Genomic DNA, 20,091 nt, shown 5'->3' on the forward strand with positions numbered 1-20,091 from the left:
TCAGCGAGCCGGGTCTGTAGTTCCCGGGGAACGTGGCGGTTCGGCCGTCGCGGCGGTGACACCGGCGTAGACCGGGATGCGGTGCGGGCCGGTTTGCGCGGCCGCCAGTTCGTCCGCGAACTGCCCGATCGAGCGGGCGATCCGGAATTCGATACCGTGGTGGGCGAGGCTGTCCCGGAGATCGACCAGCATCGCCGCGGCGGTGACATCGATGGCGGGCGAGGTTTCGGCGTCGAGCACCACCAACCGGGTGTGCACGGTGCAGAGCTGCTCGATCCGGCTCCGCACATGGTCGGCGTTGACGAAGTACAGCCCCGCTTCCACACGGACCACCAGTTGGTCCCGGCGTTGCGCGAGACCGGGGTGCCGATGCACGTCCAGCCACAATCCGTCGCGGGGGCCGAGGACCGCGATATGCGGCCGGGAGCCGCGATAGACGAGCAGGACGATGGCCACCCCGACACCGATGAGCAGACCCGGCAGGGTGTCGAACAGCAGCACACCGAGCAGCGCGGCGAGCGCGGCCACGAAATCGGCGCGGGCAACCCGGCCGTAGATATGGCCCAGCCAGTCGGTCCACACCCGGTAGAGTCGCCGCAACGCGCGGATATCGACCAGTTCGATCACCGCCGCGATCACCACCGCGGCCAGTGTGGCCTCCGGCAGCTGTTCGAACAGTCCGGTGAGCAACAGCAGGGTCACCACGGTCAGCGCCGCCACCACCAGACCGCTGACCTGTGTCTTCGCCCCGGCCGACCCGTTCACCGCGGTTTTGGACAGGCTGCCGTTGACCACCATTCCGGAGGTGAAGCCCGACCCCAGGTTCGCGGCACCCAATCCGAACAGTTCCCGGTTGGGGTCGATTTCGTAGCCGGCTTTCGCCGCGTACGTTTTGGCCGCGCCCAGCCCTTCGGCGAACCCGATCAGCAGGACACCGACCGCCGGGCCCAGCAGGTCGAGGTAGTCCCCGAAGCTCACAGCCTCGGGCAGGCCGGGAGCCGGCAGACCGGGGTCGATCTGCCCGACGATGGCAACACCCTTGTCGTCCAGGTCGAAAAGCGCCACTGCCAGGATTCCGGCCAGGACCGCGAGCAATGCGCCTGGGATCAGCGGCAGCCACCGCCTGACGGCGAGCACCAGCAGCAGGCTCAGGCCACCGATCAGCAGTGTCCGCCAATGAGTGTCCCCGAGGCCGGTCAGCACGCCCCACAGCTGTTCGAAGAAATCCCCCTCGTGTTTCTCGATCCCGAGCAGTTCGGGTACCTGACCGATGATGATGACCAGCGCCAGCCCGACGATGAACCCTTTCAGCACCGGTTCGGAGATGAACGAGGCAATGAACCCGAGCCGCAGCAGCCCGGCCAGCAGGCCGGCCACGCCCGTCGCGATCGCGAGTGCGGTGGTGAGCGCGATATAGCGCCCCTCGTCGGCCCCCGCCAGTGGGGCGATGAGCGCGGCCGACAATGCCGCGGTCGCCGACATCGGTCCCACCACCAGATGCCGGGAACTACCGGCCAGCGCATACAGGATCAGCGACGGGACCGCCGCATACAGTCCGGCCACCGGCGGAACGCCCGCGATCGTGGCGTAGGCCAGCGCTTCCGGAACCAGTACCGCCCAGACGGTCAGGCCGGCGACGATATCCGGCCGCAACCAGCTACGCCGGTACCCGTGCAGGGAAGGGAACAGCTGGGCGGCGACAGCCCGCATCCGGCTTCCGCCGCTTCCGGGCGGCCGGGTGTGTTCGTCGCTCACAACTCACCGTGCCCTTCGCCGAAGAGGGGGCCGCGGCTGCCCGGACGCACAGGATCGGCCGGGCAGGTCCCGCGCGGCGGACGGGTCAGGTCCGGGGCTGCCAGGTGGCGATCGCCCAGATCACCACGATGTTCAGGGCGATGACCAGCGTCGACCACCAGGGGTAGTAGGGCAGCCAGAGGAAGTTCGCCAGTATCGACAGTGCCGCGACGGTGATCGCCAGCACCCGGCCCCAGGTCGTACCCGTCATCAGTCCGAGCGCCGCCACTATCAGGATGGCGCCCAGCACGATATGGATCCAGCCCCAGGTGGTGATATCGAATTCGTAGACGTAGTCGATCCCGAGAACGAACAATTCGTCCCGGGCGACCGCGGCGATCCCTTCCAGTACCGACAGCACGCCGACCGTCAGCAGCAGTATGGACGCCCCGATCGAGGCACCCGCCGCGAAACCCTGCCGCAGCGGGCCGCTGTCGCGAGTCTCGGTGGTGTATTGCGGTGCGGTGGTCATCTCCACTCCTTCCGAGCGCAGTGATTGCGTCGACTGTCGTCGTTCGGGAAACGGTGCCGCCTCACCCTGGCGGGGTGAACCGCGCCGTTCACCCCGGCGCGGGCGGCGGATCGGCCGCTGCCCGTTCCCCGCGATCCGGGGCACGTTCGCCGATGAGCACATCCATCCATCTGGTCGATGGGTCGATATCGAGCAGCACCGCTTTCGCCAGCAACGTGAGCGGTATGGCCAGCAGCGCACCCAATGCGCCGAGGACCCACGTCCAGAACACCAGCGACAGAAAAGTGATCGTGACACTGAGCCCGACCGCATCGCCGACATACTTCGGCTGGATCACCGACTGCACCACGACGTTGAGCACGCAGTAGACGACGATCACCCAGACCATGCGGGTCCATCCGCTGTCGAGCAGGGCCAGCAGCGCGGGCGGTACCAGTCCGATGACGAAGCCGATATTCGGGATGTAGTTGGTGATGAACGACAGCAACGCCCACAGCAGCGGGAACGGCACCGCCAGCAGCCACAGCGCGACACCGTCGAGGATCGCGACGATCAGGCCGAATACCGTGGATACGATCAGGTATTTGCGGGTGCCCGAGGTGAACGAGCCCAGCGCCTGGGCGATATCGGGACGCATACTCCGCAGCACAGCCATCCGGCGTCCGATGGACATTCCGTCGAACACCATGAACAGCAGCAACGTGACCACGAAGACCAGGTTCGAGAACGCGCCCGCCAAGCCGCGCAGCAGATCCTCGAGCAGTCCGACCAGTTTGCCCAGGTCGAAGCTGCTCAACGCGTGATCGATCCGTTCCTGGTCGATATTCAAGCGCGCCAGCAGGTCCTGGACCTGCACGAGCAGATCGGCGAACCGCTCGGAGTAATCCGGTAGCGCGGTGGCCAGCTGAGCCGCCGATAAGGCCAGGGCCGCGACCAGCCCGAGCAGGATCACATACACCACCACCAGCGCCGCGAGCATGCCCAGCCAGGCGGGCCGGCCACTGCGCTGTATCCGCTGCTGGATGGGCTGCACGGCGATCGCCAGCATCAACGCCAGGAAAACCGGGCCGAGGACACCGGAGAAGGCGCGGGCCCCGGTTACGGCGACCACCGTGGCCGCCGCGACCAGCAGAACGATCAACCCGCGCGGAATCGCCCACTGCCCGGGAGCCGGCCCCGCCGTGTGCGGGGCCGGCGGGGGCGCAGCGGTCACGACATGGCCTTGGCCTTGAGCCGCTCGAACTCTCCTTCGGTGATCGTGCCCTCGGTGAGCAGCCGTTTCGCCTCGGCGATCTGCGCGGCCGGATTGGTGCCGGCGGTGCGCTGGATGTATTCCTTCTCCGCGGCCTGCACCTGATGAGCCTCGGTGATCGACCGCTGTGTCATCCCCTTACCGCGGACGATCAGGTAGACCAGCGAGGTCAGTAGCGGCAGCACGATCAGCAGAACCACCCAGATCGCCTTGACCCAGCCGGAGGTCTCCCGGTCCCGGAAGAGGTCGCCGATGATGTAGAACAGCAGCAGCAGGTACGCGATGAACGCGAAGCTCACCACAACCAGCCAGAGTGCTTCCCAAAACGACACGGTCCACCTCGCTTACGTCGGATCCAGCGGTCCCCACAGCGGGGATCTGCCCCACGCTATGGCGGCCCGGCCGGTGCACGACTCACCCGCTACGGATGAATATTCCCGGATACGCCCTGGTAACAGGTTGGTTCAGGGGCCGCTGAGGGTGCCCACCGCTCAGGTAGGCTGCGGCCGAGTGCGTGCTAGTGCTGTTTCGGAAATTTTCTTCGGGAGGCACCGTGACCGCTTCGCCAACATTGGATCCGACGGGCCGCCCGATATCGCGAGCCCGGCCCCGGTCCCATATCCCGGTGTTCCCCTTCGACCCGGTATCCCGGCCCCGATTGCATACCGGGCTGGACAGCGTGGTGGATCGCCGTAACGGCGGTGTCCTGCTGGTATGCGGCGCGGTGGGGGTCGGGAAAACGGTTGCCGTGGCGGACTGGGTGGCAACGCATCTGCCGCGTTCGCATCCGGACGCCCGGATCGCGTGGCTCACCGTTCGCGACCAGACCGCGCTGTGGCCGGAGCTGCGCGCCCGGCTGTGCGTGCCCGCCGCGGGATCGGGGCAGCCGGCCGCGGGGGTGGGTGAGGCCGAATCGATCCTCGCCGCGCTGGGTGAGGGCGCGGAGCCGACCGTCGTGGTGATCGACGACGCGCACCTGATCACCGATCCGCTCGCCCTGGCCGGGCTGGAGTACTTCCTGCAGCACGCGCCGCCCGCGGTGACAACCGTGTTGTGCGCCCGCTTCGATCCGCCGATCCGCTGGCATCTGCTGCAACTGCATTCCCGCCTCACCCGGTGGGGCGCGCACGATCTGGCGCTCTCTCCCGCGGAGGTGTCCCGGCTGTGCGCGGGGCACGAATGCGCACTCGACGACCAGGGCATGCACGCCTTGATGGACCTCACCGAAGGGTGGGCGGCGCTGGTGCGGATCGCCGCGATCTACCTCACCGCCAGCCCGAGCGATAACGCCGATGCGCTCACCGCGCTGGCCCGGCCGCCGCATGCGTTCGCCGATCTGCTGGTGGGTGAGCTGATCGATACCCTGTCCCCTGCGCTGCGGCAGTTCCTCACCTGCACCAGCGTCCCGGACGAGTTCACCGAACAACTCGCCGACGATCTCGTGGGCGGTGGTGCGGCGCATCTGCTCTACGAACTCGACCGGATCAATTTCCCGATGACCTCGCTGTCCCGCAGCGGGAAGGTCTGGTATTCGTACCACCCGATGCTGCGGGCCTATTTCCTGGCGGAGGCCAACCGGCTGGGCCGGGATCTGTGTGCCGACCTGCATCTGCGGTCGGCCCGCCGGCTCACCGCTATCGGTGAGTTACAGGCCGCGCTGACGCATCTGCTGGCGGTACCCGACCACCGTGAGCTGGGATCGTTCCTGGCCGAGCACGCACTGGCACTGGTTTTCGCCGATCACGGCGAGAGCCTGTTCGATGCACTCGCCGGCGCGGCGCCGGATGTGCTGACCGATCCGTTCCTGCGCCTGCTGCAGGCCACCGACGCGCTGCTGCACGGCGGCAGCGGTACGGCTCAGGCCTACCGCGACAGCGCCCGTCTCCTCGCCGACGACGACCCGCATTCACTCGCGGGCCCGTACCGGCTGGAAGCACTGACGGCGGCCGTGGACGCCGAGCTCGCGGTGGCGACCGGCGCCGATTCCGATCCGATCGTGTTCCCGGAACGGATGCCACCCGCCGACCGCCCCGACCTGGACGGTTATCTCGCCGTCACCACCGGCACCGCGCTCGCGCTACGCGGCGAACTCGCCCGAGGTGAGGAACGGCTACGGATCGCCCTGAGCCGCACCCGGTCCCGCTGCCATCCCCGGCTGCGATTGATCGCGGTGACCCGGCTCGCCGTCACCGCCGGCCTGGCCGGATCGATCACGACGATGCGGCAGCGGGCCGAACGGGCCTGCGCCATCGCCCGCGATCACGATCTGCTGGATCTGCCGGAAACCGTGCACGCCACCGCACTCGAGGCGTATGGCGCCTACCTGCAGGGCTCGGACCCGCACCCCGAGCAGATCCGGGTGCTGTGCGCGGAACATATCCGCCGCGACGGCACCCCCGGCCCGGTGGCAGGCCGGTTACCGCATGTGGTCGGCAACCTGCTCGACTGCCAGTGCGGCGACGACCCGGGCGCCACCGACCGGCTGCGCCGCAGTATCGGCCGGCTGCTCGATGCCGACCCCGCCCCGGTGCTCGGCGGTGGTCTGGTGAGTGCCGCGGTGTGGGCGCTGCTGGGCGCGGGCGATACCGCGGCCGCACGGCAGCTGACCGAACGCGCGCGGGCAGTGCTCGGGCATATCCCCGATACCGTCCTGTCCACGGCGGCGCTGACCTCCGTCGCGGGTAACCACCAGACTGTCCTCGGCCAGGTGGAGCCGGTACTCGCGGCGACCTCCGGCGCCCATCCCGTCGCCCGGCTCACCGGCTGGCTGTTGCACGCCCGCGCTCACCGCGCGCTGGGCAATGACTCCAAAACCCGGGAGGCCGTGGACAACGCCCTCCGGATCGGCGCCACCCATCGGGTGGCCCGGCCGTTCTTCGACGTTCCCGGCACGGTCGAACTGCTCGACTACTACGCCGGATGTTTCGGGCACTGCAGCGACTTCGCCGACAGTATCCGGGCAGGTCACCGGCCGCAGCGCCGGGTCCAGCATCCACCGCTCACGGCGACCGAGCTGCGGATTCTGCAACAGCTGCCGTCGGGTCGTACGACCCAGCACATCGCCGACGATCTCAGCGTCTCCATCAATACGGTCAAAACACATCTGCGCGGTATCTACGCCAAACTCGGTACCCGCTCCCGGATGGAAACGCTGTACGAAGCGCGGCGCAGCGGATTGCTCTGACCCCGGCGGAGCCGTTTCACCCGCTCCGGACGATGTGCGGCGGTGACGCCGTGGGACACACTTCATCCCGACGCGGCGACACCTGCCGTCGCGACCGGTCCGGAACGAGGCAGGAGACGGCGATGCGATACCAGTTCACCATCGACGGCGAACTCTCCGAACGTGCGCTTGCCGCGTTTCCCGAACTCACCGGCGATCACACCCACGGCACCACCGTGTTGTCGGGTCCGATCACGGATCAGACGGGTATCCGCGGAATCCTGGCCCGTATCGACAACTTGGGGCTCTCCGTGATCGAGATGCGCCGGTTGCCCGAGTGAGTGTGGCGTGCGGCGTGTGCGCACGCCGGCGGGGGCCGGTGCCCCGATCACGCTGACGACGGACGCGGCAGTCGCACCCGTGGTGCCGGTAACACGGCCGAGCCCGACGCGACGCGAACGTGCCGGCGGTCGCGGCCGGGGCACGCCCGTCGCGGTCCGGCGTGCGGAAGCAGTTCCGGTGGTCCCGTTGAGGCAGCCCCAGGACGACGGGGCACTCACGGCGACACGGAGACCGCGGTGTCCACCCGCGCCTCGCCGGGCTAGCCGCGGCCGGTGACCCACTGGCCGGCGGCGACATCGGACCAACGGGATGCGTGGCACCCCCTCGCGGTGCGAGCCGAAGACCGCGGCGGTCGACACCGTTGCGGTTGTAGCCACCCCGCCCCGGCACGAGACGACTTTCTGTGGAAGGCATCAATAGGAATGTGCTTGTTCGGACCAGCGCGGGTCGAGCCGGTTCGCCGAGCTACGCGGGAACGAGATGCGCCCGGGGTCGCCGTCGGAGGTGTAGCGGCGTTCCGGTTCGGCCGCGAGCAGGTCCAGCCAATAGCCGGAGTCGAACGGGACCGCGCCCAGTCCGGACCGGATCCGTGGCACCGCAGCAGGGTCCACCGGGCCGAACGGCGACGGCGCGGGGTTCGCGCCGACCAGCATCGCGGCAGCGAATCGATAGGGCGTACCGTCCGAGGTCCCGGCGAGCGCGAGAGCGGGGTCGACCGGGGCACTGCCCAGTGGCAGCGCCATCGTATGTACCGCTGTCCCGGGCGCCGCGGCGGTGATCGCCCGGACATTCTGGGCCAGCTCGCGCTGCACACCGGCGGCATCGAGACCGGCGAGATCGGGATGGTTCGCGGTATGCGCGCCGATCTCGTAACCGTGCTCGGCCAGCCAGGGCAGGGCGCGTGGATCGGCTTCGAACGGGTTGTTGTTGACGTAGAACGTCGCGCGGGCCGGGAAATCGGGGTGGTCGGCGGCGAAACCCTCCAGCACCCCGACCGCGCAGTCCGCGGTGGGAACGCCTTCGGCGGTGAACCGGAGCTGGCTGCCGGTGGAATCGTCGAAAGTGAGCACCACCGGATGCGTTCCGGCCGGAATATCGATATCCCCGGCAATGTACTGGGCGGCGGTGATCGGGCGGTAGTCCTCGCGATACAGCCGGTCCAGCTCCGCCCGGAACTCGGCCGGACTCTGATCGTATTCACCGGCCGGGTCCGCGGTTACCTGGTGGTACATGAGAATCGGTACCTCGCCCAGCTCGTCGGCACCCACGGCGGCCGGGTCCGGTGGCGCCGGCGGCGGGGGTTTCGCGGAAGTACTCGCCGGCGTATCCGCCGAGGCGGGCTCACTCGCCTCACAGGCTGTGGCCGCAGCGCAGATCAGCACCGCCGCGACCACCCGAACATATCTCCCCGGGTACCGCACCATCGCCCGGATATTACGTGCCGGCAACGATTTACGGTTCATCTCCGCGAAACAGATCGGCACTGCGACGGACTCGCCATAGTGGGCGGGAAGCTGTTCGCGGAAGTTGGTGTGTTGTGCTCGTGCGGGACCGGGCGGTCGACCGAAAACGGTTGGCAGTCCTCGTATTCGGTGTTGTTGTGATCGTAGTGCTGGTATTCGCCGGGATCGGGGCCGGCCGTTCACCGGCCCCCGATCTTGCGCTGACCGGTCTCCCTGCCGGGCCCGTCGGCGCCGCAACGCTGACGGACCTGACGCTTCGTGTGGATGCCTCCGGGCACGACCCGCATACCGTCGAGCTCATGATGGACGGTTCCCCTGTCACCGGCCGGGTGGACGGCGACGCCGTCGTCTACGAACCCGACGGACTGTCCGACGGAGAGCACACCTTCACCGCCGAGATACCGCCCGGCGGGGTGGCCGGTCTGCTGCGCGACGGCCCCGGTGCCGAGGCGACCTTCACCGTGGACACCACTGCCCCGGAATTGGCGGTGACGCCACCGGAGAGCGTCTCCTCCTACCGCGAACCGGTCACCGTCCGCGGACGGGCACCCGACGCGGAAAAGATCATGATCGGTGCGCATACGGTCATCCCCGGGCCCGACGGCAGTTTCCTGAGCGAACTGCCGCACAGCCCCACCGGGTCGGAGGTGGTCGCCGTGGATGCGGCGGGTAACACCACCGCACAGCCGCTCACCACCGGTATCGATCTGCCACAGATGCGGGCCGTGCATGTCACCGCGCACGCCTGGTCGTACGGCCCGATGCGCGAAGCCATCCTGGATCTGGCCCGCCAGAAACGCATCGATACCGTGCAACTCGATATCAAGGACGAGGACGGGGTCGTCGGCTACGCCTCGAAAGTGCCACTGGCCCGCACGACCGGCGCCGCCCAACCGATCTACGAGGCGCGGGCGGCGCTGCGGCAGCTGCACGATATGGGAGTGCAGGTGGTCGGCCGGATCGTCGCGTTCCGCGATCCCACGCTCGCAGAATGGGCCTGGCACCACGGCCGCCCGGACTGGGTGGTTCAGAACCCGGCCCGGCAGCCGTACTCCAGCCACTACGGCGCGATTGCATTCACCAATTTCGCTCACCCCGACGTCCGCCGCTACAATATCGCGCTCGCGGTCGAAGCCGCCGAACTGGGCTTCGACGGGATCATGTACGACTATGTCCGCCGCCCCGACGGCAGGCTGTCGAGTATGCGCTTCCCGGGGCTGGAGGGGCCCGCCACCGAAGCCGTCGCCGGGTTCCTGGCGCAGAGCCGCGATCCGGTGCACGCGGCCGGCGCCCATCAGAGCGCCGCGGTCTACGGGATCGCCGCCACCCGGCCCGACCAGATCGCGCAGGACATCCGGTTGATCGCACCGCAGGTGGATTACGTCGCGCCGATGATCTACCCCTCGCACTGGGGTCCGGGCGAATACGGCGTGGCGAATCCGAACGGGCAGCCGTTCGATATCGTCGCCGCCTCCCTGCGTGACTTCCAGACCGTGACCAAAGGCACGGGGGCGACGGTGATCCCCTGGCTGCAGGATTTCAGTCTGGGCGTGGACTACGGAGATGCCCAGGTCAGAGCCCAGATCGATGCGACCTATAAAGCCGGGATAGACAGTTTCTTCCTATGGAGTCCCAGCGTGGAATATCACGGCGGCGCACTCGACCCGAAGTGATCGCGTAACGCCGCGCACGCCCGCCGCGACGTCTCCGGTGACGTAACGGCCCGTCGGGGGGCCAGTCCGTCCATTTATCAGTTCTGGAATGGAGCACGGGACATGGCTTTCCGAAGTAGCTGGATTCTGCGATCATCCCGCGGGTTCACCCGACGATCCCGCGGCTGGTTCACCCGGCACCGCATCGCCGCGGCGATCGCCGCGCCCGCCGCCCTGGGCGTGGTGGCCGCGGTGGGCGCCACCTATTCGATGACCGCGCCCTCGCAGCAGGCGGATACGCAGCTGAAGGCGTCGGTTACCGAATGCCACGATATGGTCACCATCTCGGTCGCGGGCCGTGGTGACACACCACGCGAAGGCACGACGAAACTGCTGGTCGACGCGCACGGCAACCCGCTGCCCGCGGCACTGTCCGGCGATCACCGCAGCGAATGGGTGGACCCGGTGGTCAACGCCCCGGCCGACGATGTGGACCCCGGCTCCTACGCCGCGGTGTATATCGCCTACCCGGCGGACATGGCCACCTATGAGGATGCGGTCACCTCCGGGGTCACCAATACCCAGCAGGTGATGCGTGAGATCTCGCAGGCCTGCCCGGACACCCGGTTCGCCATCGTCGGCTACAGCGAAGGCGCCGATGTGGTGCGCCGGGTCGCCATGGAGATCGGGCATCAGGAACAGCAGGACGGCGGTTACGCGATCGTCGACCCGGACAAGGTCACCGGCGTGGTCATCCTTGCCGATTCCGGCCGTGCCGCGGGCGACGGCCCGTTCCCGGGCGCCGAGAACCCGCACGGTAACCCGGACGGATTCGACCAGGCCTATCAGAACGGGAAGAATCCGGTCCCGGGTCAGGGAGCGCTCCCGGATACCGGCGGTGATTTCGGTTCGCTGAACGGGAAAATCGCCTCGTTCTGCTCCGACGGCGACCTCACCTGCGCGGCACCGGAGAACATCGCCCTGCTGCAGCTGGTGGTCAACGTGGCGCGACAGATGAACGTCGACGCTCTCGAACGCGACGGGCTCACCCCGGCCACCGGGCAGGATGTCGCGGTCGTCCTGAGCCGGGTCGCGCTGCTGGCCCTCGCCGATATCGAGTCGCAGCCGAACTGGATGGCCGGCGACGAAACCTTCCTCGAGGTGCTGCTGCGGGTGTCCGAACCGGGCTACGAACCCGGCGCCACTCCCCCGGCCGGCGACCGGCCCGCCGATTCCATCTCGACCGGCGAGATGGCGCCACTGGCCTATCTGCCGCAGAAGGTGCTCAACGAGATCATCGGGCTGATCGTGACCAATCAGAACACCATCCCCGTGATCTTGTCCGACCCCTACAACCTGACACTGGGCCCGAACGCCACCGGCCACCACTTCGACTATTGGCGCGACGCCGACCCGGCCAACGGCAAACCGCTCACTTCCGCCGAATACGCGGCAGCCTGGCTCACCCACCTGGCGAAACAAGCCCAGGCGGGCGAACCGGTGGACACGAAGTCCACCCCGACACCCGAAGACCTCGACGAGGCGTACCGGGCAGCGGCGGCGACCGATACCGGCGAGCCGACCGCAACCCCGTCAGCGGCACCGACAACGACCACCGGTACCACAGCACCGACGACCATCGGCACCCCGGCCACCCCCGGCACCGCGACCACGACGACCACACCACCAGCCGGCGAGCCGACCACCGTGCCGCCCTCGCCGGCAACGGAGCCGCCGAATTCGGGAACGGTGCCCCCGAGCTCCACACCGGCAACGGAGGTCGCCCCTGCGCCGTCCACTACGACCGCGCCTCGGACCACCGAACCCACCACCACAGAAACACCCGCGCCGCAGTCGGGTGAGTCGGTCGCGCAAACCACGCGCTGAGCGATCGGACGAATTCGGGCAAGCCATCCGGGAGGCCGGGGCAACCGGTCCCGGCCTCCCGGATCAGCGCCGACCCGCTGGGCCGGCACTGATCCGGTCAGCAGTCGCGTCGGTTCGCGAAACCGGCCCTCGGGCGCTCCGGCTGCGTCTGCCCGCGTTGATCGCTGCCGTACGACCCCGGCCCAGAAGCTTCGGAACTTCACGCCCAGAGGTGGGCTTTGTGGAGGTGTAATGGAACTCGGCAAGGGCGCGAACATGCCGATCGACGCCGCGGAAATCCTGGTCACGGTATCCGCCACCGCATCCGTGGATATCGCGGCGCTGCTGCTGCTCACCGCCGCCGGAAAGGTCCGAACCGGCGACGATTTCGTCTTCTACAACCGACCCACGGCACCAGGTGTCGTGACGCGCCCACCGGATGCGATTCGCATCGCGCCGGGCGCAGTTCCCGCCGAGATCGACAAGATCGTGATCACCACCGGTCTCGACGGCACCGGACCCGCGAACTGGGGTCGGGCCGATCCCCTCCGGATCCCGGTAAACGCTACATCCCGTCGAGTCGCTGATCCGTTTTCCGAGGTCCTCGCCGGAATCGCCGAGAAGTGCGTTCCCCGCCACAGGGCCCCGTCCGCGAAGATACCTGTATGACCGTCACCGCACAGGACCTCACCTACCTCCGCCGCTGCATCGACCTCGCCCGCGAAGCATTGGACGCCGGCGACGAACCCTTCGGCTCCGTCCTGGTGTCCGCGGACGGCACCGTACTGTTCGAGGACCGCAACCGGGTGAAAGACGGCGACCCCACCCAGCACCCGGAATTCGCGATCTCCCGATGGGCCGCCGCGCATCTGAACCCGCGAGAACGCGCCGCCGCCACCGTCTACACCTCCGGGGAGCACTGCCCGATGTGCTCCGCCGCCCACGGCTGGGTCGGGTTGGGGCGCATCGTCTACGTCACTTCCGGCAATCAGCTCAGGGGCCGGCTGCGCGAATGGGGTGTCCCCGCGGCACCGGTCGCCTCGCTGCCGATCGGCGAGATCGTCCCGGGCGCGGTCACCGACGGACCGGTCGACGAGCTCACCCAGGAAGTCGAAGACCTCTACCGCGCCTGCTTCGGCCGAGAAGGCAACGCGCGATGATCCCCATCGGATAAGCCCACGGGATGCGCGATCGCCCGAGTAACCGGGGATCGGCCGGCGCTGCGGTCGTTGCTCCGAAGGCGGTTCCGCGTTCCGTCAGATCTCCTGAACCCCAGGTCAGGATCAATGCAGCCGACGACCCCGCTCGTAGCATGAGGCCATGGTCATGCCAAGTGCCCACAGCGTTGAGCGTCCTGCTCTTCCCGAGTACATTACCTGGGAAGAATTGGAGAATCTGCCTGACGAGGTCGCCTCGCAGATCGAGCTGCGGGACGGGCGGGTCTGGTTACGGCGGGGGCCCGGCGAACATCAGACGGCTGTGCGGCGCCTGACGAACGACATCGAACCACTCGATCTACGCGAACTCATCGACGAGATCTACGCCGCCCACCGCGCGACGGCCCAGCGCGCGGGAATCGGTTTCACCGCCGAACACCCCCGGCCCCGCTACCTGTCGCAGCCGGCGACCACGCTCTGGGCCGGGGGCTGGCCAACCTGGTGTCCAATGCCATCGCGCATACACCGCCGGGCGGGAACGTCGTGATCACCGCTGGGCGCGACAACGGGCAGATCTGGACCCGTGTCGACGGTTCGGGTCCGGAAATCGCGGAGAACGACCTGCCACGGATCTTCGAGATCGCCTACCGCGGCACCGCGGTACGCTCACCTGTGGCCGACAACGGTGTGCCGACCGGCAGCGGGATGGGCCTGGCGATCGCAGCGGGCTCGGTGCGGGCGCACCGCGGCGCGATCACCGCCGCCGATCGAGAAGTCGGCTGCCGCTTCGAGATCCGTTTACCCGCCGGCACCGGATAGCGACGTGCCCAGCACATCTTCGCCGGCCTGGTCACCGCCGTCGCTTCCACGATGCACCGGCTACACCTTCGACGATGCCGCAGCCTACGGCAGGCACACCACTTTCGACACAGTCGTCGAGCCGGCGGCGTCATACTTTCGTCACTGCTTTCGGCCCGCTGACCCAGCGATCGAAGCCTAGCGTTGTATTCCGAAGGTCGTGGCCGGCCGGGCGCACGCCGCCATCGAAGCGCGCACCGCACTCGGCCGCACCCTGCTGCACATCGGCTGACCGGCCGCCTACACCGAGGTCGCGCCGACGGCCTCGGTGTAGCGGCGGCGCAGCTGCGCGACCTCGTCCGGGTCGGGCATATCGATCGGCCGGCCGTCGAGCGAATCCACGAGTTCGTCGAGGCATACGTGGTAGCCGGTGGCGGTGCCGGAGATGCCGTGCGGGCCGGGCGTACCGAACCAGACCGTGCACACCAGCCGCGTCCCCGACTCCTCGGCGAACAGCTCGAACCGCAGATGTTCGTCGTCCCAGAGGAATTCGAAGAGGCACGGCGGCTCCCAGGCGAGGATCCGGCCCGGCAGTTCCGGGTCCTCGAGGTCGACCTCCATCTCGGTCAGTTCCGCCGAGGCCTGTTCGACCGCCTCGGGCCAGAACCGGAACCGGATCTCTGCCCCGGCGCGGCGTTCGCCGAGGATATCGGCCGGGAACCAGTGCCGGAGATGGCCGGATTCGGTGATCGCCCGCCATACCTTGGCCGGCGGATGCGCCAGGATGCGTTCGTAGCGGGTGCCCACACGGTCGCCGTCGCGCAGGACCTCGCCGAGACGTTTCGTCACTCTGGGCATATCACTCCTCTGGTGCAGGTTCATATGGTCCGCGGAGACGGTGGCGAAGGCGCCGAGGTATCACGGCGTCATTCCGCGGGTTCGTCGGGCAGGGTGTCGAGATAGGTTTCGAGATCGTCGAGCCGGTCGGCCCAGATCTCACGGAACGGAGCCAGCCATGCCTCGATCTCCCGCAGGCGGCCGGGGTCGAGCGCATAATGCCGGCGCGGGCCGTCCACCCGGACCCGCACCAGCGCCGCCGCGTCGAGCATCTTCAGATGTTTGGACACGTTGGGTTGCGCGGTGCCCAGCGCGCCGACCAGATCACCGACGGTGCGCTCACCTTCGCGCAGCAGGTCGAGGATCCGCCGCCGCGTGGGATCGGCGAGAACCTCGAATACATCGCGTGCCACACCGCAATCATTCCCCTTTAGGAATATTCTTGTCAAGGAATATGATGCGGTCTGGGGCCGGTAACTGTCACGGAGCCGGGCCGAACCCGAGAGATGCTCAGGAAGCCGGGCCGCCGGATGCCCGGTCGACGGCCCGGCGTGCCCACGCCATGAATTCGTCCACCGCACCGGCGGGAAGTTCGAGCGCCGATTCACGAGGCCGTTCGAAACTTCGCAGCGCCTCCTCGATCAGTGGGCGAAACCTCGTCTCGGCAGCGGCGATCGACTGCCCGGCCGCCCGTTTGGAAATCCAGCCACCCGTTGTGCAGTAGTACACCGACCGGCAACCGTTCAGGACCCTGTTGTCCGCTAGATGCCCGGCGCCCGAAGCGTGCTCGCGCACCGACGCCGAAACGGCGGCGAGCAGGTCCGGACGCGCGGGCGCACTCAGCGCCTCCCGTATCGGGTGACCGGACAATGTCCGCCCACTCCGGTGCCCGATCGCCCGATCGATCACATACCAGAACCCCGGCGCCCCCACGGAACCGAAGTCCACGACGGCGGGTAGCAAGGGACCGGTATTCAGATTGAGCAGATACCCCGCTCCCGGTGCGCCCGAGGCGGCGAACCCGGCGTCGTACACGACCAGTTCCAGCCCGGCAGCAGGACAGCGCAATCCGGGGTGGGCCAGCGCATCGGCCAGCTCGTGCGCCGATCGCGCGGGCACCGCCGGATCGACCACAACCGTGATATCGATATCGCTGCGTCCGTGCCGGTAGTCACCCAAGGCAAGCGATCCCACCGCACCGACGCTCACCAGCCGGTCCCGGTAGATGGTTCGTACGCGTTCCACCAGCTCGGACAGGTAGCGGTCTACCTCCCCGGGCACGCCCTCGCCACCGGAACCCATCATCGCTCGCCGAGCAGGGACCGGCCGTTCGCCGAACCGGCACTACCGAACCCGATCACCATCCCCTCAGGCTAACCGGACCCGGCCCGCCGGTGGGGCCCGAGCGCCCGGCCGAGCGAATTCGCCGGCACGGGCCACGACGAACTCGCGCTATATCCCGTTGACATCGTGGCTTCAATGGACAGGTGAGTAACCTGATGGATGCTGTATGGGAGCGGGATCCCGCTGCCGTCGAATCGCTACTGAAGGACGGCGCGTCGCCCGAGGAGACGAACGAGGACGGAACCACACCGCTCTACCAGGCCGCGGTGAGCGGTTGCGCCGATCTGGTCCGCCTGCTGCTGATATACGGAGCCGACCCGAACCGGCCCAGCGAGCCTCCCGAAGAAGGCCTGCCCCTGTGCGCCGCTGCCTGCTGGAACCATATCGACGCCGTTTCCGCGCTAGTGGCCGCCGGAGCCGACCCCGATCTGCCCGAACCACCTCATCCGAAGCAGCACGGCCCGGGGACACCGCCGTTGTTGTGGGCGGCGGGCAACGGGCATCTCGAAACGGTGGAGTTGTTGCTCGCGGCAGGAGCCGACCCGAATATCGAGGGCACACCACTGACTCGCGCGGCCCGCCGCGGATGCTACGGAATAGTGCGGTCACTGCTGGCCCACGGCGCCGAACCCGCTCTCGCCGACTACGACGGGAACACCGCTGCGACGATCGCGGCCGACCTCGCGGGCGCCGATCTGGTGGCCGTACTCGCCGGACAGGCACGCGGGAACGAGTGCGAGTACACGGTAGAGCGCAGTCCCGGCGGAGACGGCACCGAACGGATCACGCTGCGGTACGAGAACGCCGACGGGGGCGGCTGGGAGGCGTCGATCCAGGACGGGCACGACGCGATCGCCGCACTGCTCGCAGACACGAACCGTTCCGGTCCGGGCGCGGCCTGAGCGGCGGCGCCGCTCGGGCCGACCGGTGCGACCGGGCTCGGTGCCCGGGTGGATCCGGTCGCCGGGTCGGGATCGTCACGATACGCGCGTCCCGGAGCCGGCGCTTACGTGCGGGGCGGTCAGCAGCACGACGCCACCGCTGCCGAAAGCAGCAGTCGACCGGATCGTGCACATCCGAGATCGGCGCATCCTCCGTTTCCGTAGCGCAGTGCCAGCCCGGCCATTTGGCCGAAAGTGCCGATCCAGAGGCAAGTCGCGGCCCTACAGTGAGAGGGACCACAGTAGGACGGGCATGGGCGTGAGCGAATGGGGCCCGCAGGCGGTGGTGGTGCGTCACGACGCAAGAGCCACCCTCGTGCTCGCGGGACAGGAGTAGGTATGAGCGGGGCACACCAGGTATCGGCGCTGGTGATCGGCGCCGGATTCGGCGGTATCGGGGTGGCGATCGAATTGCGGCGCCACGGGTTCGGCGATATCACCATTCTGGAGAAAGCGCAGGACCTCGGTGGAGTCTGGCGGGAAAACACGTATCCCGGGGCCGCCTGCGATGTGCCGTCACCGCTGTACTCCTACTCGTTCGAGCCGAAGCCGGATTGGCCGCAGCGCTACTCCGGGCAGGCCGCCATCCACGACTACCTGCGCGGGGTCGCGCGCCGGCACGATCTGCTCGACCGCATCGAGTTCGGCGTCGAGGTCACTTCGGCCGCGTTCGACGAGAAAACCGGCCGCTGGACCGTGCACACGGCCGACGGCGCCGACCGGACCGCCGATGTGCTGATCTCCGCTGTCGGACAGCTCTCCCGCCCGCAACTGCCGGATATTCCCGGCGTGCACAGCTTCAGCGGGCAGGCGTTCCATTCGGCACTGTGGGATCACACTATCGATCTCACCGGAAAACGCGTCGCCTGCATCGGCACCGGCGCGAGCGCGATCCAGTACGTACCGCAGATCCAGCCGCAGGTCGGCCACCTCACCCTGTTCCAGCGCACCGCCGCCTGGGTGCTGCCGAAATTCGATACCGACTATTCGCCGGTGCAGCATAAATTGTTCGCGCGTATTCCCGGAATGCTACTGCTGGAGCGTCTCGGCTGGTGGCTCACGGCCGAGGTCTCGTCGCTGGGCCTGGTCGAGCTGCCGATCATCAGCCGTCTCGTGGCGCGCATGGCGGAGCGGAATCTCCGCAAGAATGTCGACGATCCGGAATTGCGCGCGAAACTCACCCCCGACTACCCGATCGCCTGTAAACGCACCCTGTTCTCCAGCGATTACTATCCGGCGCTCACCCAGCCGAATGTCGAGGTGACCACCGCCGCCGTCACCGAGATCACCCCGCAGGGCGTACGCACCGGCGACGGCACCGAGCACGACGCCGATGTGATCATCTACGGCACCGGTTTCAAGGGGACCGAATTCCTGTGGCCGATGCGGATCAGCGGCCGTGGCGGCCGGGAACTGGCCGAGGCGTGGTCGGACGGGGCGCACGCCTATTACGGAATGACGGTGCCCGATTTTCCGAATTTCTTCATGGTGTACGGACCCAATACGAACCTCGGCGTCGGGTCGATCATCTATATGATCGAAACGCAGTCCCGCTATATCCGTCAGGCTCTGCAATTGCTCGCCGGTAAACCCGGCCATGTACTCGAGGTTCGCGCCGAGACCGAGCGCGCGTTCAACGACGCTCTGCAGAAACGCCTCGATCGCACACCGTGGAACTTCTGCTCCAGTTGGTATCGCAACGCGGCCGGAAAAATCACCAACAACTGGCCCGGTACGGTGACCAGCTACCGGCGCCGAGTGCGCCGGCTCGAACCCCAGGACTATCGCTTCACACCCGCCGCGTAATCCCTCGAGCCGCCGGCGTCAGGGATCCTTTTCACATGTGCTTCTCGTCTCTGGGCACCGCGGACCCGGCCTGCCAGGCTGGCTCGAGGGTCACGAGGAGGTGCCGGTGGTGGGAACACGATTGGACTGGGGATCGGTATTCGACAATGCCGCACGCGATGCGGGATTCGTCCTCGACGATTCCCAGCGCACCGCCGCCGGGCCGCTGGCCCGCCTCGGCGGCGAGTTGTCCGGGCGGGGCCGCATTTTCGGATCGCCACCGCGTGGTGTGTACGTCTGGGGGCCGGTGGGCCGCGGAAAGAGCTGGCTGGTCGACACCTTCTACGAAGCAGTGCCCGGACCGCGCACACGCCGTATCCATTTTCACGAGTTCTTCCGCGAGTTCCATTCCCGCTGCGCCGCCCACCGCCGCGAACCCGGCGCCGGGGAACGCGCGGTCCGGGACCTGCTCGGCGAGGCCCGGCTGGTCTGTTTCGACGAATTCCATGTGCACGACCCCGGTGACGCGACCATCCTCGCCAAGGTCGTGAGTGCTCTGTTCGCCCGCCGCATCACATTGGTCGCCACCTCGAACTATCCGCCGTCCGGCCTCCTGCCCAACCCGCTGTTCCATCATGTGATCGAACCGGTCGCTGCCGCCCTCACGGACGCCCTGGACATCGTCGAAGTGGCGGGCCCGCACGATTACCGGCGCACCGGACCGGCACCGTCCGCCGGGTTCGGCCTCGGCCGCTACCTCTGGCCCGGCGACCCCGAGCGGGTCGCGGCGGCCGGGCTGCGTATCCCGGCACCGTCCGAACACCGGCGGGTGGCCTTCGGTACCCGGACCGTCACCGCCCTGGCCGTACGCGGCACGGAGGTCTGGTTCGACTTCACGGACCTGTGCGACCGTCCGTTCTCCACCATCGACTACCTGCGGCTGACCGATCGGTACAGCCACTGGACCCTGTCCGGGCTTCCCGTCCTCACGACGGCCGGCCGCGATGCCGTACAGCGTTTCGCCAACCTGGTCGATGTCCTGTGCGACCGCCGGATACCGCTGAACCTCATCGCCGAGGCGCCCTTGGGCGAATGTCTGTCCGGCGACCGGCTACCCCCGGATATCCACCGCACCGCCAGCCGGCTGGCCCTGCTACCGGGAGCCGCCGGCACGGCGGCGGTGGCCGATCGGTAGTCGGGGAAGAGCCAGAGATCCTGCGCGGCC

At 68.2% G+C, this 20,091-nt stretch carries 19 protein-coding genes; 11 read left to right on the forward strand and 8 right to left on the reverse strand.

The window, feature by feature from the left end; all coding sequences use genetic code 11:
- The 4 genes from NFL01S_RS14035 to NFL01S_RS14050 all read right to left on the reverse strand — a co-directional run bounded on the left by NFL01S_RS14035 (position 1) and on the right by NFL01S_RS14050 (position 3,850).
- Positions 1-1,710 carry a SulP family inorganic anion transporter gene (locus NFL01S_RS14035; protein WP_062975872.1) on the reverse strand — a complete coding sequence of 570 codons (1,710 nt, stop codon included), beginning with the start codon at positions 1,708-1,710 and terminating at the stop codon, positions 1-3.
- 130 nt (positions 1,711-1,840) lie between these two features.
- Complete coding sequence (locus NFL01S_RS14040; RefSeq protein WP_062975874.1) at positions 1,841-2,266, reverse strand: DUF7144 family membrane protein; 426 nt, start codon at positions 2,264-2,266, stop codon at positions 1,841-1,843.
- 88 nt (positions 2,267-2,354) lie between these two features.
- A complete protein-coding gene (locus tag NFL01S_RS14045; RefSeq protein ID WP_062975227.1) occupies positions 2,355-3,479 on the reverse strand; it encodes an AI-2E family transporter in 1,125 nt (374 codons plus the stop codon).
- Entirely contained in the window at positions 3,476-3,850 is a 375-nt protein-coding gene (locus tag NFL01S_RS14050) for a PLDc N-terminal domain-containing protein (RefSeq protein WP_033245599.1), read from the reverse strand. The genes NFL01S_RS14045 and NFL01S_RS14050 overlap by 4 nt, the downstream gene beginning before the upstream one ends.
- 221 nt (positions 3,851-4,071) lie before the next feature.
- Here NFL01S_RS14050 and NFL01S_RS14055 point away from each other — a divergent pair, with 221 nt between their 5' ends.
- Both NFL01S_RS14055 and NFL01S_RS14060 read left to right on the forward strand, forming a co-directional pair.
- Positions 4,072-6,702, forward strand: coding sequence for a winged helix-turn-helix domain-containing protein (locus NFL01S_RS14055; RefSeq protein WP_168433905.1), 2,631 nt, complete (start codon positions 4,072-4,074; stop codon positions 6,700-6,702).
- 122 nt (positions 6,703-6,824) lie between these two features.
- The gene (locus NFL01S_RS14060; protein WP_062975235.1) at positions 6,825-7,022 is read left to right on the forward strand and encodes a DUF8691 family protein; all 198 of its coding nucleotides are present in this window, start codon (positions 6,825-6,827) and stop codon (positions 7,020-7,022) included.
- Between the two features lie 414 nt (positions 7,023-7,436).
- Here the strand turns inward: NFL01S_RS14060 and NFL01S_RS14065 are convergent, their stop codons facing one another.
- Positions 7,437-8,447 (reverse strand): polysaccharide deacetylase family protein, encoded by a 1,011-nt coding sequence (locus NFL01S_RS14065; protein ID WP_062975876.1) that lies wholly within the window; start codon positions 8,445-8,447, stop codon positions 7,437-7,439.
- Positions 8,448-8,623: 176 nt separating this feature from the next.
- On the opposite strand from NFL01S_RS14065, the gene NFL01S_RS14070 reads away from it, so the two are divergent.
- The 6 genes from NFL01S_RS14070 to NFL01S_RS36930 all read left to right on the forward strand — a co-directional run bounded on the left by NFL01S_RS14070 (position 8,624) and on the right by NFL01S_RS36930 (position 13,980).
- Entirely contained in the window at positions 8,624-10,159 is a 1,536-nt protein-coding gene (locus NFL01S_RS14070; protein ID WP_245670687.1) for a putative glycoside hydrolase, read from the forward strand.
- Positions 10,160-10,261: 102 nt separating this feature from the next.
- Complete coding sequence (locus tag NFL01S_RS14075; protein WP_062975238.1) at positions 10,262-12,025, forward strand: cutinase family protein; 1,764 nt, start codon at positions 10,262-10,264, stop codon at positions 12,023-12,025.
- Between the two features lie 231 nt (positions 12,026-12,256).
- Positions 12,257-12,673 carry a TerD family protein gene (locus NFL01S_RS14080; RefSeq protein ID WP_062975241.1) on the forward strand — a complete coding sequence of 139 codons (417 nt, stop codon included), beginning with the start codon at positions 12,257-12,259 and terminating at the stop codon, positions 12,671-12,673.
- Positions 12,670-13,164: a nucleoside deaminase gene (locus NFL01S_RS14085; RefSeq protein WP_062975244.1), complete on the forward strand. Its 495-nt coding sequence runs from the start codon at positions 12,670-12,672 to the stop codon at positions 13,162-13,164. The genes NFL01S_RS14080 and NFL01S_RS14085 overlap by 4 nt, the downstream gene beginning before the upstream one ends.
- 160 nt (positions 13,165-13,324) lie before the next feature.
- Entirely contained in the window at positions 13,325-13,708 is a 384-nt protein-coding gene (locus NFL01S_RS37595) for a hypothetical protein (RefSeq protein WP_371851825.1), read from the forward strand.
- A complete protein-coding gene (locus NFL01S_RS36930) occupies positions 13,663-13,980 on the forward strand; it encodes a sensor histidine kinase (protein ID WP_342217302.1) in 318 nt (105 codons plus the stop codon). The genes NFL01S_RS37595 and NFL01S_RS36930 overlap by 46 nt, the downstream gene beginning before the upstream one ends.
- Before the next feature lie 279 nt (positions 13,981-14,259).
- Here NFL01S_RS36930 and NFL01S_RS14100 read toward each other — a convergent pair whose 3' ends face one another.
- The 3 genes from NFL01S_RS14100 to NFL01S_RS14110 all read right to left on the reverse strand — a co-directional run bounded on the left by NFL01S_RS14100 (position 14,260) and on the right by NFL01S_RS14110 (position 16,077).
- Positions 14,260-14,817 (reverse strand): SRPBCC domain-containing protein, encoded by a 558-nt coding sequence (locus tag NFL01S_RS14100; RefSeq protein WP_168433906.1) that lies wholly within the window; start codon positions 14,815-14,817, stop codon positions 14,260-14,262.
- A gap of 68 nt (positions 14,818-14,885) precedes the next feature.
- Complete coding sequence (locus NFL01S_RS14105; protein ID WP_062975254.1) at positions 14,886-15,209, reverse strand: ArsR/SmtB family transcription factor; 324 nt, start codon at positions 15,207-15,209, stop codon at positions 14,886-14,888.
- 97 nt (positions 15,210-15,306) lie between these two features.
- Positions 15,307-16,077, reverse strand: coding sequence for an aminoglycoside adenylyltransferase domain-containing protein (locus NFL01S_RS14110; RefSeq protein WP_210744783.1), 771 nt, complete (start codon positions 16,075-16,077; stop codon positions 15,307-15,309).
- Between the two features lie 206 nt (positions 16,078-16,283).
- Here NFL01S_RS14110 and NFL01S_RS14115 point away from each other — a divergent pair, with 206 nt between their 5' ends.
- The 3 genes from NFL01S_RS14115 to zapE all read left to right on the forward strand — a co-directional run bounded on the left by NFL01S_RS14115 (position 16,284) and on the right by zapE (position 20,061).
- Entirely contained in the window at positions 16,284-17,042 is a 759-nt protein-coding gene (locus NFL01S_RS14115; RefSeq protein ID WP_157116532.1) for an ankyrin repeat domain-containing protein, read from the forward strand.
- 378 nt (positions 17,043-17,420) lie between these two features.
- Entirely contained in the window at positions 17,421-18,887 is a 1,467-nt protein-coding gene (locus NFL01S_RS14120; RefSeq protein ID WP_062975260.1) for a flavin-containing monooxygenase, read from the forward strand.
- Between the two features lie 109 nt (positions 18,888-18,996).
- The gene (zapE, locus tag NFL01S_RS14125) at positions 18,997-20,061 is read left to right on the forward strand and encodes a cell division protein ZapE (protein WP_210744784.1); all 1,065 of its coding nucleotides are present in this window, start codon (positions 18,997-18,999) and stop codon (positions 20,059-20,061) included.
- The last annotated feature ends 30 nt before the right edge of the window (positions 20,062-20,091 follow it).

Origin of the sequence: Nocardia flavorosea NBRC 108225 (assembly GCF_001613385.1) — a bacterium.
GTDB lineage: Bacteria > Actinomycetota > Actinomycetes > Mycobacteriales > Mycobacteriaceae > Nocardia > Nocardia flavorosea.

What these genes read in the sequence shown, in the direction of transcription:
- NFL01S_RS14035 (WP_062975872.1), bottom strand. Translation starts at nt 1,710, where the DNA reads ATGCGGGCTGTCGCCGCCCAGCTGTTCCCTTCCCTGCACGGGTACCGG.
- NFL01S_RS14040 (WP_062975874.1), bottom strand. Translation starts at nt 2,266, where the DNA reads ATGACCACCGCACCGCAATACACCACCGAGACTCGCGACAGCGGCCCG.
- NFL01S_RS14060 (WP_062975235.1), top strand. Translation starts at nt 6,825, where the DNA reads ATGCGATACCAGTTCACCATCGACGGCGAACTCTCCGAACGTGCGCTT.
- NFL01S_RS14065 (WP_062975876.1), bottom strand. Translation starts at nt 8,447, where the DNA reads ATGGTGCGGTACCCGGGGAGATATGTTCGGGTGGTCGCGGCGGTGCTG.
- NFL01S_RS14075 (WP_062975238.1), top strand. Translation starts at nt 10,262, where the DNA reads ATGGCTTTCCGAAGTAGCTGGATTCTGCGATCATCCCGCGGGTTCACC.
- NFL01S_RS14080 (WP_062975241.1), top strand. Translation starts at nt 12,257, where the DNA reads ATGGAACTCGGCAAGGGCGCGAACATGCCGATCGACGCCGCGGAAATC.
- NFL01S_RS14085 (WP_062975244.1), top strand. Translation starts at nt 12,670, where the DNA reads ATGACCGTCACCGCACAGGACCTCACCTACCTCCGCCGCTGCATCGAC.
- NFL01S_RS37595 (WP_371851825.1), top strand. Translation starts at nt 13,325, where the DNA reads ATGGTCATGCCAAGTGCCCACAGCGTTGAGCGTCCTGCTCTTCCCGAG.
- NFL01S_RS14100 (WP_168433906.1), bottom strand. Translation starts at nt 14,817, where the DNA reads ATGCCCAGAGTGACGAAACGTCTCGGCGAGGTCCTGCGCGACGGCGAC.
- NFL01S_RS14120 (WP_062975260.1), top strand. Translation starts at nt 17,421, where the DNA reads ATGAGCGGGGCACACCAGGTATCGGCGCTGGTGATCGGCGCCGGATTC.